Consider the following 17,076-nt stretch of genomic DNA (forward strand, 5'->3'; position numbering starts at 1 on the left):
CAACGCCAAATCCAGCTCCCCCAGCACCTCAGCGATGGAGCGATGTCGATACAGCGCCAGCGCAATAACCAGCCAAACAACTTGCTGGGCCGGCAGACGGCGGCGGCGAATGCTGGCCTTGCCATGTTCGGCCAGTGCGGCTTCAATCATTTCGTAAGGTAAATGCTCGCCGAATCGGTTCCAGTCGAACGGATCAGGCACTTCATTGGCGAACAGTATGGCATCGGATAGCATCATGCCGAGAAGTTAACACAACGAAAACGCGTTTACAACCGCTATCGATTGCTTAAGTCAACGGCATTAGGGTCAGACCCGAGGGTCTGACCCTGCGGCCAGCTAAAGGCGACGCTCAGCGGCCGTCGCGGCGGCGGCGGCGCGCGGCCATCAGGCCCATCAGGCCCATGCCGCCCAACAGCATGGCGTAGGTGGTCGGTTCCGGCACCGGCGACAGGCTGACTTCGCCCAGGGTGTTGCCGCCGCTGTCGACGTTGAAGCCGATGCCGTAGTCCGCCAGCTGGAGGCGGAACGGATCGCCCGAGCTGGCGTGCGAGCCGCTGACGTCGCCCGCCACCCAGTGGCCGTCGGTGTGGATGACGTCGCCCGGCTCGAGGCCGCAGCCGCCGGTCGACATCGAGGCGGCGGCCATGCCGCGGGTGCAGCCGTCCCAGCTGCTCCAGCCCTCGGGCACCACGAAGTCGCCCGGCGGCACCCAGCGGTCCGGGCCGGCGACGGTGTTGCCGTTGGCGGCGGTGCTGAGGGTGTAGGTCAGCTGGATGGTCTCGCCGGCGTTGATGACGCCCAGGTCGACGTCGCGCGACAGGCCGTTCACGGTGTACAAGGTGTCGCCGCCGGTGTACAGCGAGGCGTCGCCGATGCTGGTGAAGCTGGTGCCGCCGGCGTCGCTGCGCAGCCAGGCGGCGCTGTTCCACACCGAATTGGAGCCGCGCTGCAAGTTGAAGCTCAGGCCGGCCTCGACGTACTGGTTGCCGGTCAGCGCGCTGCCGATGCTGTTGTGCAGCGCGCCGGGGGTGATCTGGAAGTGGAAGCTGCCGAGCTGGGCGACGGCGCTGGTGTTGGTGAACGACTGGACGATCTTGAAGCCGCCATTGACCGCGTAGATGCCGGCGCCGGAGGCGCGGCTGCCGAAGCTGCCGTTGACGTCGCCGTAGCTGTGCAGGCCGGTCTCGCTGCGGCCGGCGCCGTTGCTGAAGTTGAGCACGTCGACGCTGCCGCTGCTGTTGGCCGGGAAGCTGTCGACCAGCGCGGTGCTGGCGTTGCCGTCGTAGGAGTAGTTGCCGTTGGCGACCATCGAGCTGACCTGGGCCAGGGCGGCCGGGCTGAGGCAGCTCAGCGCGGCGCCGATGGCCAGGCAGCTCAGGCGGGCGGCGCTGAAGGGGTGTTTGGACTCGGTTTTGCTGGTGCGCATGCGGTTCTCCGTGGTGAATGAATGAATGTCGGCCGGCGCCGGCGCCTTGGGGCGGCGGCTGGAATTGCCAATATTATATCGATTGTCACTTGAGTACGCTTAAATATTTGCCAAGATAAATCCATTTTCTTGCCTTTTGTGCATTTTCACGCGGGACCGCAGGTTGCCGGGGCGGCGAGGGCGGGAACTCGGTGGAAGACATGGCGATCTCCGGTGGTGGCGGGAGAGTCGATCGTGCCATGTTTTAAAATTGCCACCATGGAAATGCTCAACAAAAAGCAACTATTGAGTCGATGCAATTTTTATTCGACGCCGCCGGCGCGCTGGCGTGGCGCGACGGCCGGCGCCGGCAGCAGGCGCTGACGGCCGCGCTGGCTTTGCAGCGTCGTCACGCTGGCGACGCCGCGCGGGCCGGTGGCGCCGCGTCCGTCGGCGCCGGCTGGTGTTGCCGCCGCCGCCGCGCCCAGCTTGAACACGCCGACCGCGCCGAGCAGGTGGGCGGCCTGCTGTTGCATGGTCGAGGCGGCCGCCGTGGCCTGTTCGACCAGCGCCGCGTTCTGCTGCGTGGTCTGGTCCATCGAGGCGATGGCCTGGTTGACGTGCTCGATGCCGGACAGCTGCTCGCGGCTGGCGGCGGCGATCTCGCCCATGATGCCGGTGACCCGCGCCACGCTGGCGACGATCTCGTCCATGGTGCTGCCGGCCTGGTCGACCAGGCGGGCGCCGGCGTCGACCTGGGCCACCGAGTCGCCGATCAGCGCCTTGATCTCGTGGGCGGCGGCGGCCGAGCGCTGGGCCAGCACGCGCACCTCGTTGGCGACCACGGCGAAGCCACGGCCCTGTTCGCCGGCGCGCGCCGCCTCGACCGCCGCGTTGAGCGCCAGAATGTTGGTGCGGAAGGCGATGCCGTCGATGACGCCGATGATGTCGACGATCTTGCGCGAAGCGGTGTTGATGTTGGCCATGGTGCCGACCACCTGGCTGACCACGGCGCCGCCCCGGCCGGCCACCGCCGAGGCCGAGCGGGCCAGCGCGTCGGCCTGCTCGGCGTTGGCGGCGTTTTGCTTGACGGTGGCGGTGAGTTGCTCCATCGACGAGGCGGTCTCCGCCAGCTCGCCGGCCTGGCGCTCGGTGCGGGCCGACAGGTCGAGGTTGCCGGCGGCGATCTCGGCCGAGGCGGTGGCGATGGTGTCGGTGCCGCCGCGCACCTCGCCGACAATGCCGACCAGGCTGGCGTTCATCTCGCGCAGCGCCTGCGACAACTGGCCGATCTCGTCGCGCGAGCGCACCTCGATCTGCGAGCTGAGGTCGCCGCCGGCGACGGTGCGCGCCACCCGCACGGCGTGCTTGATCGGGCGCACGATGCCGCGCGTGATATACCAGGCCGTGAACAGGCTGAGCAGGCCGCCGGCCACGCCCAGCGCGATCATCGCCGTGGCGAAGGTGCGCGCCTGCTGCGAGGCCTCGGCGCCGCCGGCGCGCATCTGCGCCACCTGCACGGCGATCAGCTGGTCGAGCGCGGCCTTGGCGGCGGCGTGGGCCGGGCCGGCCTGCTGGTAGAGCTGGGCGACGGCGCGGTCGCGTTCGCCGCCGCGCACCATGGCCAGCAGCTTATCGCGGCCCGGCAGGTAGCGGGCGCGGGCGTCCCGCAGCGCCGCCTGCGGCGTTGCGCCGTTGGCCTGCGCCGTATGCGGCGCGGCCACGGCCGGCAGGGCGTCGTAGCGGGCCAGCAGCTGCTCGACCGCCTTGCCGCTGTGCTCGATGCGGGCCAGTTGCTCGGCCTGCTCGGAGTCGCCGGCCAGCAGCAGGTCGCGCAGTCCGGCCGCCTGGCTTTCCAGCGCGTCCTTCAACTGGTTGAGCAGACTGATCTGGTCATAGCGCAGGTGCACCGTCTGTTCGATCTCGGCGCCGGTGCGGCGCAGGCCGGCCGCGCCCATGCCCACCACCACGGCCAGCATCAGTGTTGTCAGGGAAAAAGCGATGGTCAGCCGGTAGCCGATCTTGATGTTTGCGATATTCATTGGGCGCTTATTGTTGTTGTCCATTGTCGTCGCCATCGCCGGCTCGGGCCGCTGATTGGCGTTCCTTGTGCAACCCGGCGTCTCCTCCGGGCCGAGCAAGTGTAGCAGCGAGCGCTTTGCAGATCTAGCAATATTTCTTTGTAGAGTAACAACACTAATTGCAGTTCTTGACGGAAGCAAGATTTACTGAAACGTATCATCAGCGCGCCCCGGCTAGACCGGCATGCGCTGGCCGGGTGCGCCGCACGGCGTCCCGCCGATGTGAATGAATTGTCAAAATTTCCACATGCTATTCGCTTGCAAGTCATACTGTTGAAACACGGATTGCATACCATGCCGGTGGCCTCACCACTTGATGGATGCCAGCGGCCACCGTCCCTCGCAGAACCCCCGGGTTTCCTTTATGTCTACAGCAAAGAATAGCGCAATGACCTTCCAACGTACCCAGCTCGCCAGCGCCGCCGCGCTGCTCACCCTCAACGCGCTGCTGTGCGCGCACCAGGCCCAGGCGGCCGACGCGGCGCCGGCCGGCGCCGTGGCGCGCGACGGCCAGGCCGACACGCCGGCGGCGGTGATCGTCACCGGCACGCGCGGCGCCAACCGCACCCAGTTCGACACCATGGCGCCGGTCGACGTGTTCAGCCGCGAGGACATCGGCGCCGTCGAGTCGTCCGACCTGAACGACATCCTGGCCCAGCTGGTGCCGTCCTATGTGGTGCAGCGCCTGCCGATGGCCGACGGCCAGGTCTTCGTGCGGCCGGCCACGCTGCGCGGCCTGTCGCCCGACCAGACCCTGGTGCTGGTCAACGGCCGCCGCTTCCACCGCAGCGCCTTGCTCGGCGCGCGCGGCGCGCAGGCGCCCGACCTGGCGCAAATTCCCACCAGCGCGATCAAGCGCATCGAGGTGCTGCGCGACGGCGCCTCGGCCCAGTACGGCTCGGACGCCATCGCCGGCGTCATCAACATCATCCTCGACGACTCGCTCGGCAGCGAGCTGGCGCTGCGCCATTCGCGCTATTCGGAGGGCGACGGCGCCGGCTACGAGTTCAACGCCAAGACCGGCTTCGCCATCGGCGACGGCGGCCGCGTGATGCTGTTCGCCGAGCTGGGCAAGTCGGAGCCCACCTCGCGCACGCGCCAGCGCGCCGACGCCATCGCCTTCCAGGCCGCCCATCCGAGCTTGAACGTGCCGAACCCGGTGCAGCGCTGGGGCCAGCCCGAGCTCGACAGCAAGCGCGCCGGCTTCAACGGCAGCGTGCCGCTGGGCGGCGAGACGGTGTTGTACGGCCACGGCCTGTTCGGCGCCAGCGACGGCACCTCCGACTTCAACTGGCGCAACCCGGACACCACCAGCGGCGCCTTCAAGACCACCAGCGTGTTCCCCGGCTGGGACCTGCGCAGCATCTACCCGACCGGCTTCAGCCCGCAGTACCGCAACGAACAGGACGACCTGCAACTGGTGGCCGGCCTGCGCGGCCAGTTCAGCGACAACTTCAACTGGGACCTGAGCGCCTCCTATGGCCGCAACCGCATCGATTACCATCTGGCCAACTCGATCAACGCCTCGCTCGGCTCGGCCAGCCCGACCGCGTTCTACCTGGGCCAGCTGGCGCAGGAAGAGAAGATCGCCAACGCCAACTTCAACTACGAGTGGAGCGTGGCGGCGCTGGCGCGGCCGGTCAACGTCGGCTTCGGCGCCGAGTTCCGCAACGAGACCTACCGCGTCAAGGCCGGCGACGCGGCCGCCTACGCGGTGGGGCCGGGCGCCGCCGCCGGGCTGGAGGCCAACGCCAACGGCGCGCCCGGCTTCAGCGAGCGCCAGGCCGGCCGCTGGGGCCAGGACAGCTACGCCGCCTATCTGGACGTCGAGCTGCCGCTGAGCGCGCGCTTGAACGTTGGCGCGGCGGCCCGCTACGAACACTTCGCCGCCTTCGGCAGCACCACCGACGGCAAGCTGTCGGCGCGCTACACGGTCACGCCGGACCTCGCCGTGCGCGGCTCCTACTCGACCGGCTTCCGCGCGCCGACGCCGGGCCAGCTCAACACCAACAGCACCGGCCAGGGCCTGGACACCAAGACGCTGCAGATCTTCACCTCCGGCCGCCTGGCCGCCGGCGACCCGCTGGCGGTGCTGCTGGGCGCCAAGCCGCTCAAGCCCGAGCAGTCGAAGAACTTCTCGGCCGGCCTGACGTGGAAGGGCGCGGCCGGTTTCTCCGGCTCCCTGGACTTCTACCACATCAAACTGAGCGACCGCTTCAGCACCTCGGCCGCTTTCGCCGTGCCGGCCGGCACGCCCAACCCGCTGCGCTACAGCTCGGTCAGCTACTTCACCAACGACTTCGACACCACCACCCGTGGCGTCGACCTGGTCGGCAGCCACCTGAGCCGGCTGGGCGACGGCAAGCTGAACCTGACGGCGGCCTACAACTACAACACCACCAAGGTCGACAGCGGCTCGACCAGCCTGGCCACCAACGCCGCCCAGCGCACCATCTTCGAGCAGCGCCTGCCACGGCAAAAGGCCACCTTCAGCGCCACCTATGACCTCGCGCAGTGGAATCTGCTGGGCCGGGTGCGACACTATGGAGCCTGGACCGACAGCACCGGCAACGCCAGCGGCGACATCTTCCAGCGCTTCGGCGCGATCCAGTTCCTCGACCTGGCGGCCAGCTTCAAGGTGAAGGCCATGCACACACTGCGCTTCGGCATCGACAACGTGCTCAACAAATACCCCGACGAGGCCACCTTCCAGGCCAGCCGTGGCCTGATCTACTCGCGCAACGCGCCCTACGATACGGACGGGCGCAATTTATACGTCGAATACAAGGTGAAATTTTGAGCGTCGATCAGCAACGCCGCCACTGGCTGTGCGCCGGGGCGCTGATGCCCTTGGCGCCGGCCTTGGCGGGCGCCGCGCCGGTCACGCCGGTCACTCCGGCGGCGCCAGCGTTCGAGGCGGGCGCCTCGGCGGCCCAGTTGGCGGCCGCCGTGCCGCGCGCGCCGGCCGGCGTGACGCCGGCCGCGCTGGCGGCCGACCAAGGCTACTGGTCCGAGGTGGCCGCGCAGTACGACGTCACCGAGCGCGTCGTGCAGTTGGAGAACGGCTACTGGGGCGCGATGGCGCGGCCCGTGCTGCAAGCCTACCAGGGGCTGACGGCGAAGGTGAACCACGACAATGCGTGGTACGCCCGCAAGGACTTCCCGGCCGAGTTCGAGGCGGTGCGGGCCAGCGCCGCCGCCGCGCTGGGCGTCGGGCTGGACGAGATCGTGCTGACCCGTGGCGCCACCGAGGCGCTGCAGGCGCTGATCGGCGGCTACAACCGGCTGGCGCCGGGCGACACCGTGCTGTGCGCCGACGTCGACTACGACGCCATGATCGCCGCCATGCGCTGGCTCAAGCAGCGCCGTGGCGTCGAGGTGGTGTCGATTAATCTGCCCGAGCCGTTTAGCTACGAAGGCGTGATCGACTGCTACGCCAAGGCGATGGCGCGCCATCCGCGCCTGAAGATGATGCTGCTCACCCACGTCAACCACCGCAACGGCATGCAACTGCCGGTCGCCGAGATCAGCCGCATGGCGCGCCAGCGCGGCGTCGACGTGATCGTCGACACCGCGCACGGCTTCGGCCAACTGGACATGCGCATTCCCGACCTGCAGGCCGACTTCGCCGGCATCAACCTGCACAAGTGGATCGGCGCGCCGGTCGGCGTGGGCGCCGTCTACATCAAGCGCGGCCGGGTGCGCGACATCGATCCCTACATGGGCGAGCAGGACGGCGACGACGTGCGCACGCGCGTGCACACCGGCACGGCCAACTTCGCCGCCTTCCTGGCGCTGCCGCTGGCGTTCGAGGTGCACCAGCGCATCGGCGTGGCCAACAAGCAGGCGCGGCTGCAGCGGCTGCGCAACCGCTGGGTCGACGCCGCGCGCGGCATCGCCGGCATCGAGCTGCTGGCCTCGGCCGACCCGCGTTTGAGCAGCGCGATCGCCGCCTTCCGTCTGAAGGGGCAGGCGACGGCGGCGCAGAACCAAGCCTTGATGAAGCGGCTGGTGGTGGAGCACGGCGTGTTCACCATCCACCGTGAAGGCCTGGCCTCGGGCGCCTGCGTGCGCGTGACGCCGTCGCTGTTCACCTCCGAGGCGCAGGTCGACCGCCTAGTGGCGGCGTTACATAAAGTCGCCAAGCAGGGCTAAGGGCCCAGCAGACCGTCCGACCGCAGCATGGTGCACCGCGCACGGCGGGGTCAGTGCCGACATTCGGACACGAGCTCAACCACAGCCAGACATCTTTACTGCCGAGGCTGTGTCCGAATGTCGGCACTGACCCCGGTTGCTGACCCCGGTTGCGCGGTTGCGGTTGCTGCGTCTACTTCACACGCCGCAGTAGGCGGTTTTGACGGTGGTGAAGAACTCGGCGGCGTACGTGCCCTGCTCGCGCGAGCCGAAGCTGGAGCCCTTGGTGCCGCCGAACGGCACGTGGTAGTCGACGCCGGCGGTGGCCACGTTGACCATCACCATGCCGGCCTGGGCGTGGCGCTTGAAGTGGCTGGCGTGCTTCAGCGACGTCGTGCAGATGCCGCTCGACAGGCCGAACTCGGTGTCGTTGGCCAGGGCCAGGGCGTGCTCGTAGCTGTCGGCCGGGATCACGCTGGCGACCGGGCCGAAGATCTCTTCGCGGCTGATGCGCATGTCGTTGCTGCAGTCGGTGAACAGGGCCGGGCGCAGGAAGAAGCCGGGAGTGGCGCAGGCGACCCGCTCGCCGCCGAAGGCCAGCGTGGCGCCCTCGTCGCGGCCGATGCGGATGTATTCCATGTCCTGCTCGAGCTGGCTGGCGTCGACCACCGGGCCGATGTCGACCCCGGCGGCGAGCGCGTCGCCGATGGTCAGCGTCGCCAGCTTCTCTTTGACGGCGGCGACGAAGGCCGGGTAGATGCCTTTTTCGACGATCAGCCGGCTCGAGGCGGTGCAGCGCTGGCCGGTGGAGAAGAAGGAGCCTTGCACGGCGCAGTTGACGGCGTTGGCCAGGTCGGCGTCGTTGAGCACGATCATCGGGTTCTTGCCGCCCATTTCGATCTGCACCTTGGCCATGCGGCCGATGGCGGCCTGGGCCACCTTGGCGCCGGTGGCGGCCGAGCCCGTGAAGCTGATGGCGTTGACGCGGCGGTCGTTGAGCAGGGCCTGGCCGACCACGCTGCCACGGCCCATGACCAGGTTGAACACGCCCGGCGGCAGGCCGGCGCGGCTGATGATCTCGGCCAGCGCCCAGGCGCTGGCGGGCACCAGTTCGGCCGGTTTGATCAGCACGCAGTTGCCGTAGGCCAGGGCGGGGGCGATCTTCCAGGCCGGGATGGCGATGGGGAAGTTCCACGGCGCGATGATGCCGACCACGCCGACCGGCTCGCGGGTGATCTCCACGTCCAGGTTGGGCCGCACGGAGGGCAGCTTGTCGCCGCGCAGGCGCAGGCATTCCTGGGCGAAGAATTTGAAGATGGCGCCGGCGCGGGCCGCTTCGCCTATGCCTTCGGGCTTGGTCTTGCCTTCCTCGCGGGACAACAGGATGCCCAGTTCCTCCTTGCGGGCCAGAATCTCGCTGCCGATCTTGTCGAGGGCGTCGGCGCGCATTTGCACGTTCGACAGTGCCCAGCCGGGCGCGGCGGCGGCGGCGGCGGCAATGGCCAGCTCGGCCTGCTGCGCGTCGGCCTGGGCGTAGTGGCCGATGACGTCGTCCGTGTTGGAGGGGTTGATGTTGGCTGCCGAGGTGGCGCCGTCGATCCAGGCGCCGTTGATGTAGTTCTGTTTCATGGTTGTCCGCTTTTCTTGAAGGAAGTGGGGGTGTCGGCATTATCCACGTTTTGCCGGATTTTGCGATATGAAACCTTGCGAAAACAGTCAGGCCGGCGCGGCTGTGGCGGGATGGTGACGGATTTCACTTGAAGATTGAAGTATGTTACAGTTTTGACAGCTTATTGACTCGGGAGAAGGAATGCGCGCATTGAAATGGTTGTTGGGCGGCGTGGTCGCCGTGGTGGTGGCTGGCACCGGTTTCGTCTACGCGATGCCGGAACAGGCGGCCCGTTTGGCCATCCAGGCGGAGCGCCAGCGCGCCGGCCTGGTGCGCAAGGAGGTCGACCTGCCGGGCGGCCTGCACAGCGCCTATTTGGAGGGTGGCCAGGGCGAGCCCTTGATACTGTTGCACGGTTTCGGCGCCAACAAGGACAACTTCCTGCGCGTGGCGCGCCAGTTGACGCCGCACTACCGCGTCATCGTGCCGGACTTGACCGGCTTCGGCGAGTCGTCCCGTCCGGACGGGGCCGACTACATGCCGGCGGCGCAGGCCGAGCGGGTGCGCGCGCTGGCGCAGGCGCTGGGCCTGCGCCGCCTGCACCTGGGCGGCAGTTCGATGGGCGGCCAGATCGCCATGAGCTACGCGGTGCTGCATCCGGACGAGGTGGCCAGCCTGTGGCTGCTCGATCCGGCCGGCGTGTGGAGCGCGCCGCGCAGCGAGCTGGGCGACATCTACGTGACCACCGGGCGCAATCCGCTGGTGGCCCACAACGAGGCCGAGTTCGCCGAGACCATCGCCTTCGTGATGAGCGATCCGCCCTTCGTGCCCGGCCCCATCGTCAAGGCCATGGCGCAGGAGCCGATCCGCAACGCGGCGCTGGCCGAGAAGATCTTCAAGCAGTTCACCGCCGACTCGCTGGAGGGCCGGGTCAAGGGCCTGGCCACGCCGACGCTGATCGTCTGGGGCGATCAGGACCGGGTGATCCACGTCGACAGCGGCGCCGTGCTGCAGAAACTGCTGCCGCGCTCGCAGCTGATCGTCATGCCCGGCGTCGGCCACCTGCCGATGATAGAGCGGCCGCAGCAGAGCGCCGACGACTATCTGCGCTTCCGCGCCGCTTTGTGACGCCACCGCTTACAAGGCCCAAACAGTAGCATCAGCGCGTGCGTCAGTTCAGGGTCAGACCCTAGGGTCTGACCCTCAACGCCCGCGCGGCGGCCAGGTCCGTCAGCGCGGCGCGCGGGCGCGCCGCTTGCGCAGCCAGATGATGAGGCCGGTTACGCTGAGCATCGCCACCAGCAGGCCCAGGGTGGACATGATGATGCGCCCGGGCAGGCCGATGATGCGGCCCGAATGCAGCGGGAACTGGGCCTGCATGAAGATGTCGCCGGCGCTGCCGCTGCCGGGCACGCTGTCGCCGGCCGGGCTGCCGTCCTTGCCGTCGAAGTAGAGCCAGGGGTTGCCCAGGCCGCTGTCGCCGTGGTCGTTGCCGGGCGCGAAGAAGCCCACCCCGTAGACGCCGTAGGCCGACGAGTAGAAGAGTCCGCCGGCCGGCTCGGTCCAGCCGCGCTTGCGCGCCTCGGCCTTGGCCAGGGCCATGATCTGCTCGCGCTTGAGCACGGCCTCGATGGGTTTCTCCGGCGGCTGCGGTTGGCGGCTGTCGAAGGCGCTGGCGCTCAGGGTGGAGACGGCCGACACCAGCGGCCGCACCACCTGGCCGTTCAGGTTCATCGACACCGAGGTGATCGCCACCATCAGCAGCAGCGCCCAGATCCACACGGCGCCGGAGCGGTGCAGGTCGAAGTTGAGCTTGTGGCCGCCCTGGCCCCAGCGGAAGGCGAAGGACTTGCGCCAGCTGCGCCAATTGGGGAAGGACAGCCAGAGGGCGATGAAGCAGTCGAGCACCCAGACGATGGCGATCAGGCCCATCAGCCAAACGCCGAACTCGATGCCCCAGCCGGGCGGGATGTGCATGGTGTAGTGCAATTTGTAGAGGAAGGGCAGCAGGTTCTCGCGGCTCAGCGAGACCTGGCCCCATTCGCGCCGGCCCTGCACCTGGCCGGTGACGGGATCGACGGCGACCTGGTTGTAGCCCAGCTCGTAGGGTTTGCCGCTGGCCGGGTCGACGCGGCCCTCGACCGACAGCAGCGAGGTGTGGCCCGGTTCGACCTCGGTGAGCAGGTAGCCGACGCGCAGGCGCGGCTCGGCCGCCTCCAGCCGGCTGGCCAGCTCGGCGCCGGGGATCTGCGCCAGGCCGGCGTTGCCGCTGTTAGCGCTGAACAACTGCGGGTTGAGCAGGGCGTCGAGCTCGTGGTCCCAGGAGATCAGCGCGCCGGTGGCGCCGGCGATGAACAGGAACAGCGCCGCCGCCAGGCCGAACCAGCGGTGCACGACGACCAGGGCGGGACGCAGGGATCTCATCGCCGTCACCTTAGTAGGTCCACTTCACGCTGGCGCTGGCGCTGCGCGGCGCGGCGTAGTAGGCCTGGTTCCAGTACAGGCTGCTCAGGTACTTCTTGTCGGTGACGTTGTCGAGGTTGAGCGCGACGCTGACGTTGTTGCCGATCTCGTAGTTTGCCATCAGGCCGAGCACGGCGTAGGCCGGCTGGCGGGCGACGAAGCCGTCCTCCGGCGCGCGCTTGGCCTCGCTTTGCCAGTTCAGGCTGGCGCCAATTTTCAGCGCCGGCAGCGAGGCCAGGCGGTAGCTGGTGCTGCTGCGCAGCAAGGTGCGCGGCACGTAGACGCGGGTGGCCTGGCCGGCGCCGTCCTTGATCGACAAGCGGGTCATGCCGGCGCTGGCGGTCCAGCCCCTGGCCAGTTGACCGGACAGTTCCAGCTCGACCCCGGTGGACTCGGCGTTGATGCCGCGGTAGTAGTTGCGGCCGTTGATCGTGCCGGCCTGCTCGGCGGTGTTGTTTTGCTTGACGCGGAACACGGCGGCCGTGGCCGACAGTTTGTGCTCGAGCAGGTCGGCCTTCAGGCCCAGCTCGGCGTTGCTTCCCATCACCGGGTCGAGCGGCTGGCCCCGGCTGTCGACTTCGCTCTGCGGATTGAAGATCTTGGTGTAGCTGGCATAGCCGCTCAGGTTCGGCGCTAGGTCGTAGACGGCGCCCAGGTAGGGCGTGGTCTTGCTGGCCTTCTTGTAGGCGCTGACACCGTAGGCGGTGCCGCTGGAGTCGGCCTTGGTGGAGTTGAAGCCGGCCAGCAGCTTGAGCTGGTCGGCCAGGTTCAGGCGCACGGCCGCGTAGACGGTCTTGCGCTTGTCCTCGTACCGGCTGCCGTCGCTGCCGTCGTCGAACAGCGGCTCCGGATAGGCGCCGGTGAAGTCGTCGGCCGTGCTCAGCGGGGTATTGCGGCCGCGACCGTAGAGCGAGAGGTCGTTCAGGCGCGAGCGCGACCAGCTGGCGCCGACGGACACCTCGTGCTGGCGGCCGCCCAACGCGAGCTTGCCGCTGGCGTTGACGTCGAGCACGGTCTGGCGGTTGTCGGCGCGGTAGATCGAGGGGTAGGAGAACAGGCCGGTGCCGCTGGCCTTGTCGGGCACGCCGTAGACGTAGAACATCTTGCCGCGCGAGGCCAGGTTGCTGTGGCTGAGCGTGGACTTGAGCAGCCAGTCGCCACCCAGGCCCTGGTTCAGCTCGACGAAGCTGGTGTTGTTGCGGGTGTCCCAGCGCGACCAGTCGGCCGAGGTGTTGGTGCCGACGGCGTAGTCGGTGCGGCTGCCGTCGGTGTAATACAGCGGCAGGGCGCCCCACATGCCGCCCTTGGTCTTGTTGTCCTGGCTGATGTGGCCGATGTTGAGCACGGTCTCGGCGGCCAGCTTGGCCTCGACGATGGCGTAGCCGACCGTCTTCTCGCTGTGGTAGCGGTCGAGGTGGGAGTCGGCCTGCTGTTGCACCAGCACGGCGCGGCCCTTGACGCTGCCGCTGGCGTTGAGCGGCGCCGAGATGTCGGCCTCGGCGCGGCGCTTGCCCCGGCTGCCGGCGCTCAGCTCGGCGCTGGCCTGCAGCTGCGCCGTGGGCCGCTTGCGCAGGTAGTTGACGGTGGCCGAGGGGTTGCCGGTCGAGGCGCTCAGGCCGTTGGCGCCGCGCACCACGTCGATGCGCTCGTAGACGGCGGTGTCGAGGTCGCCCATGACGTTGCCGAAGACGAAGGGGATGCCGACGCCGTCGTATTGGAAGTTGACGATGTCGAAGCCGCGCGCGGTGTAGTAGGTGCGGTCGGTCTCGACCTTTTCGACCGTCACGCCGGTGGTGGCGGCGAGCACGTCGTTGACGCTGTTGAGCTTGAAGTCGTCCATCCGCGCGCGGCTGATCTGCGAGATCGACTGCGGCGTCTCGCGCAGGGAGATGTCGAGCTTGCTGGCCGAGGCGCCGCTGGCGGCGTAGCGGGCGCCGTCGCCGTTGCTGCCGCTGACGGTGACCATCGGCATGGCCGCCTCCGGCGCGGCGTCCGCTTCGGCGGCGGCGGCGTGGCCGCCGGCCTGGGCCAGCGCCAGCGAGACGGCCAGGCTGAGCGGTTGCAGGCGCAGCGAGCGGCGGCGGGAGACGGCGGACGGGGCGGCGGACGGGGCGGCGGATGGGGCGGAAGCGGACGAGCGGATACGGCGCGGCATGCAAAACTCCTGGCGTGGGGTGGCGTCTAAGGATGAGGCGTCACTGGCTGGGAGATTGCGACCTGGCTGGCAAACGGATACGGGAGGCATTCATATGGGAATGCGAATTATTCTCATTATAGCTAGTCGCCGTGCATGTTGCAATGCACATCCGGCGCCGGTGCGGCGCGCGTTCGCTCGAGGTTGCACGGATTCGGCCCGGTCTGGCGCTTTGGCTGTGCGGAAAGACGCGGAGCGGTCATAATTTGCCCTTTGGCTCTTGTCGGCGCGCGCGCCGCCGCCGCGAACCGCCCCCAACACAGCCGAACCCATGACATTAAAAATATCCCGCATCCTCCACGCCGGCTACGTTTTCGAATGCGAGCAGACGCTGATCGCCTTCGACACGATTTTCGAGAATCCCTTCAGCCGCAACTGCCACGCCTTCCCCGACGTGCGCTTCGACCACGCGCAGATCCGCGAGCTGAAACTGGCGGCCGTGTTCATCTCGCACTTCCACGACGACCATTGCTCGCTGGAGAGCCTGGATTTGCTGTACCGCGGGACGCCGATCTATCTCTACTGCCTGTTCGACGAGTTGTTCGCGATGCTGCGCGAGCTGGGCTTCGTCAACGTCCAGCCGCTGCGGGTCAACCAGCCGGTGCGGGTCGGGCCGTTCGAGGTGATTCCGCGCGAGGCGCTCGACGCGGACGTCGATTCGATGTTCCAGGTCAGGGCGGCCGGCTTGAACGTGCTCAACGTCGTCGATTCCTGGATTTCGCCCGACGCCTTGACCGAGCTGGCCAAGTTCGCGCCGTGGGACATGGTGCTGTGGCCGTTCCAAACCATGCGCGAGATCGCCGTGCTGTCGCCGTCGCGGGCCGAGCCGGCGGCGCCGACCCTGCCGGAGGACTGGCTGGAGGAGTTGGCGGTACTCGATCCGCGCTATGTGGTGCCGAGTTCCTGCCAATTCGTGCAGGAGCCCTGGTCCTGGTACAACCAAGCCTTCTTCCCGATCACCTACCGCCAGTTCCAGCGCGAGGTCGAGGCGGCGCTGCCGAAGGCGCGGGTGGTCAGGCTGAACCCGTCGGTGTCGATGTTGCTGGACCGCGACAGCATCCGGCCGGCCGCGCCGCTGGGCTGGGTGTTGCCGGTCGGCGAGCAGGACGTCGACTACCAGTACCGGGCGGACCTGGCGGCGCCGAGCACGGCGTCCATCGCCTGCCGCTTTCCGGCCTTGACGGCGGCACAAACCGAGCTGGTGCTGGCGTATTGCCAGGCCGGCCTGCTGGACAAGTACCGCGAGATGGAATTGCCGGAAGACAGCTATTTCGAATCGCCCCGCCTGTGGCGCCTGTCGGTCTACGACCACGCGGGCGCGGGCCGGCATTTCCACTACCGCTTGGAGGGCGACGCCATCGAACGCCTGGAACAGGCCGCCGAGCCGCTGGCCTGGACCACCGAGATCCCGTTGGCGAAACTGTATGCCGGGCTGGCGTTGGGCGAGTCGCTCACCTCGATGTACATGCGCATCAACGACGTGGTGTTCGGCGCCGAGATCGAGGCGCAACTCGCGGCGGCCGACGTGCTCGACGATCCCTTGATCCGTTGCCTGTTCAACGACGGCTTCGCCGCCTACCAGGCGGCGCAGCTGCGCCGCTTGAAGCAGCGCGGGCGGCCCGCCGGCTAGCCGGGTCCGGCGCTGAACACTTTGCGCTGGAGTATGGGCAAGTCCTTTTTCAGGAAGATGGGCACGTATGGGTCGCTGACGAATTGTCTGGCGGCGTAGAACGCCTCGGTGCCCGCCACCGCCTGCAACAGCAGGCGCTTGCTGCCGTGGCCGAGGGCGTATTGCTCGATCGCGGCAAGGAACCAGCTGCCGATGCCGCGCCGTCTGAATCGGCTGGCGATGATCATATCGGCGACATAACAAAACTCCGGCGGCGCCAGCTCCAGCATGGCGATGCCGGCCTGTTGTTTTCCAAGCAGCACGCTGACCCATTGCACCCGGCCCATGGGATGTTGTGGCCCCGTGGGGCCAGCCGGGACGGTCCAGCCGGCATCCTTGCGCCAGGCCTGCAAGGCCTTGTTGCTGGGTGGATTGGACAAGGCTTCGAACCGTAGATTTGGATGCAACATGCCTGGTGTTTTCGCTAAGGAATAGTAATGCCCGGGCGTGGCCGGGGAGCGACGCCTCGATCAGCCTAGACGGCGGCGGCGCGCACAACAAGCGTCGATTTGTATCAATTGTTTCTGGCACCAACGGCCGATTTATCAATTCGGTAAGAACAATGTCCTGGTGGCAGCACTTTTCCGGCTGCATTCCGCCGCGCGGCGGCGGCAATGATGGCGCTGCCGCAGGGCCGGCCATCCTGTGGCGATTCCGCATGTGTCAGAATGCCGGGATCGACCGGGGAATTGTGGTGCCGCGCGGACGGCAGGCGGCCCCGCCTGGTGTGACTTTGAGGAAATAGATGCAAAAATTGATTTCGGAATTGACCCGGCTATACCTGCCGGCGGGCGCGCTGTCGCCGCAATTGCTGGCGCAAAACGTGCAGGGGCTGAGCAGCCAGGCCGTCAGCCTGAGCGGCGACAACGGCCTGGCGCGCGCCATCGTCATCCCCTTCGATAGAATGGCCGAGCGGGAGGACGGCGAGCATTGGCGCCGCTTGTGCGAAGTGGCGCAAGCCTTGCAGGCCCAGCTTGGCCTGCCGGCGCCGGCGGTGAGCATTTCCGGCGCCAACGGCTACGCGCTGTGGCTGTCGCTGGAGACGCCGGCGCCCGTGGCTCAGATACAACAGTTCCTCGAGCTGTTGCACAACGCCTACTTCCCGGACATGCCGCTGCGGCCCGACGCGGCCGCCGCGCCGGTCGAGTTGCCGCCCTGTCTGCACCAGGCCAGCGGCAGGTGGGCGGCGTTCATCCATCCGGGCCTGGGCGCCTCCTTCGCCGACGAGTCGGGGCTGGAGATGGCGCCGCCGTTCGCCGCGCAGAGCGCCTTCCTGGAGGGCTTGCACAGCATCGCCACGGCGCAGTTCCTGCACGCCATGGAGGCGCTGCGGCGGGCGCAAGGTGCGGCGCCCGGCGTCGAGACGAGGCCTGCGGCGGTGGCGGTGGCGCAACGCGCCGTGGCGCCGGACGGCTTGTTGTTGAAGGACGCCACGCTGGAGGATATCGTGCGGTTCCTGCACGCGAAAAACATCGAGCCGACCTTCAGGCATCTGCTGCCGGGTTGACAGCGGCCCGGCGC

At 68.1% G+C, this 17,076-nt stretch carries 11 protein-coding genes and 1 pseudogene; 5 read left to right on the forward strand and 7 right to left on the reverse strand.

The genetic code is table 11. The features are described 5' to 3' along the window. The 3 genes and pseudogenes from BM252_RS20840 to BM252_RS20850 form a co-directional block, all read right to left on the reverse strand. The coding region (locus BM252_RS20840) for a transposase domain-containing protein (protein ID WP_245774373.1) at positions 1-234 on the reverse strand (234 nt) is incomplete at its 3' end. 115 nt (positions 235-349) lie between these two features. Continuing rightward, positions 350-454: pseudogene (locus BM252_RS32245) on the reverse strand (PEP-CTERM sorting domain-containing protein); the annotation flags it as partial. Positions 455-1,728: 1,274 nt separating this feature from the next. Beyond that, positions 1,729-3,447, reverse strand: coding sequence for a methyl-accepting chemotaxis protein (locus BM252_RS20850; protein ID WP_093389714.1), 1,719 nt, complete (start codon positions 3,445-3,447; stop codon positions 1,729-1,731). Between the two features lie 427 nt (positions 3,448-3,874). On the opposite strand from BM252_RS20850, the gene BM252_RS20855 reads away from it, so the two are divergent. Beyond that, positions 3,875-6,286: a TonB-dependent receptor plug domain-containing protein gene (locus BM252_RS20855; RefSeq protein WP_093389604.1), complete on the forward strand. Its 2,412-nt coding sequence runs from the start codon at positions 3,875-3,877 to the stop codon at positions 6,284-6,286. After that, positions 6,283-7,641: an aminotransferase class V-fold PLP-dependent enzyme gene (locus tag BM252_RS20860; protein WP_217429939.1), complete on the forward strand. Its 1,359-nt coding sequence runs from the start codon at positions 6,283-6,285 to the stop codon at positions 7,639-7,641. Before BM252_RS20855 ends, BM252_RS20860 begins: the two co-directional genes overlap by 4 nt. A gap of 177 nt (positions 7,642-7,818) precedes the next feature. Here BM252_RS20860 and BM252_RS20865 read toward each other — a convergent pair whose 3' ends face one another. Further along, entirely contained in the window at positions 7,819-9,249 is a 1,431-nt protein-coding gene (locus tag BM252_RS20865) for an aldehyde dehydrogenase family protein (RefSeq protein WP_093389605.1), read from the reverse strand. 181 nt (positions 9,250-9,430) lie between these two features. On the opposite strand from BM252_RS20865, the gene BM252_RS20870 reads away from it, so the two are divergent. Beyond that, positions 9,431-10,357 carry an alpha/beta fold hydrolase gene (locus BM252_RS20870; RefSeq protein WP_174900606.1) on the forward strand — a complete coding sequence of 309 codons (927 nt, stop codon included), beginning with the start codon at positions 9,431-9,433 and terminating at the stop codon, positions 10,355-10,357. A 102-nt stretch (positions 10,358-10,459) separates the two neighbouring features. Here the strand turns inward: BM252_RS20870 and BM252_RS20875 are convergent, their stop codons facing one another. Next, positions 10,460-11,644: a PepSY-associated TM helix domain-containing protein gene (locus BM252_RS20875; RefSeq protein WP_093389716.1), complete on the reverse strand. Its 1,185-nt coding sequence runs from the start codon at positions 11,642-11,644 to the stop codon at positions 10,460-10,462. Positions 11,645-11,663: 19 nt separating this feature from the next. After that, positions 11,664-13,847 (reverse strand): TonB-dependent siderophore receptor, encoded by a 2,184-nt coding sequence (locus tag BM252_RS20880; RefSeq protein WP_245774363.1) that lies wholly within the window; start codon positions 13,845-13,847, stop codon positions 11,664-11,666. A gap of 310 nt (positions 13,848-14,157) precedes the next feature. On the opposite strand from BM252_RS20880, the gene BM252_RS20885 reads away from it, so the two are divergent. Further along, positions 14,158-15,516, forward strand: a complete 1,359-nt coding sequence (locus BM252_RS20885; protein WP_093389607.1) for an MBL fold metallo-hydrolase — start codon at positions 14,158-14,160, stop codon at positions 15,514-15,516. Here BM252_RS20885 and BM252_RS20890 read toward each other — a convergent pair. After that, entirely contained in the window at positions 15,513-15,908 is a 396-nt protein-coding gene (locus BM252_RS20890) for a GNAT family N-acetyltransferase (RefSeq protein WP_245774364.1), read from the reverse strand. The genes BM252_RS20885 and BM252_RS20890 overlap by 4 nt on opposite strands. A gap of 392 nt (positions 15,909-16,300) precedes the next feature. Here BM252_RS20890 and BM252_RS20895 point away from each other — a divergent pair, with 392 nt between their 5' ends. Then, positions 16,301-17,062: a hypothetical protein gene (locus tag BM252_RS20895; RefSeq protein WP_093389609.1), complete on the forward strand. Its 762-nt coding sequence runs from the start codon at positions 16,301-16,303 to the stop codon at positions 17,060-17,062. The last annotated feature ends 14 nt before the right edge of the window (positions 17,063-17,076 follow it).

It is taken from the genome of Rugamonas rubra (assembly GCF_900114705.1).
Classification (GTDB): domain Bacteria; phylum Pseudomonadota; class Gammaproteobacteria; order Burkholderiales; family Burkholderiaceae_D; genus Rugamonas; species Rugamonas rubra.

Bases quoted from the DNA above. Each gene is read 5' to 3' on its own strand.
- BM252_RS20850 (WP_093389714.1), bottom strand. From the start codon at position 3,447: ATGAATATCGCAAACATCAAGATCGGCTACCGGCTGACCATCGCTTTT.
- BM252_RS20855 (WP_093389604.1), top strand. From the start codon at position 3,875: ATGACCTTCCAACGTACCCAGCTCGCCAGCGCCGCCGCGCTGCTCACC.
- BM252_RS20865 (WP_093389605.1), bottom strand. From the start codon at position 9,249: ATGAAACAGAACTACATCAACGGCGCCTGGATCGACGGCGCCACCTCG.
- BM252_RS20870 (WP_174900606.1), top strand. From the start codon at position 9,431: ATGCGCGCATTGAAATGGTTGTTGGGCGGCGTGGTCGCCGTGGTGGTG.
- BM252_RS20880 (WP_245774363.1), bottom strand. From the start codon at position 13,847: ATGCCGCGCCGTATCCGCTCGTCCGCTTCCGCCCCATCCGCCGCCCCG.
- BM252_RS20885 (WP_093389607.1), top strand. From the start codon at position 14,158: ATGACATTAAAAATATCCCGCATCCTCCACGCCGGCTACGTTTTCGAA.
- BM252_RS20895 (WP_093389609.1), top strand. From the start codon at position 16,301: ATGCAAAAATTGATTTCGGAATTGACCCGGCTATACCTGCCGGCGGGC.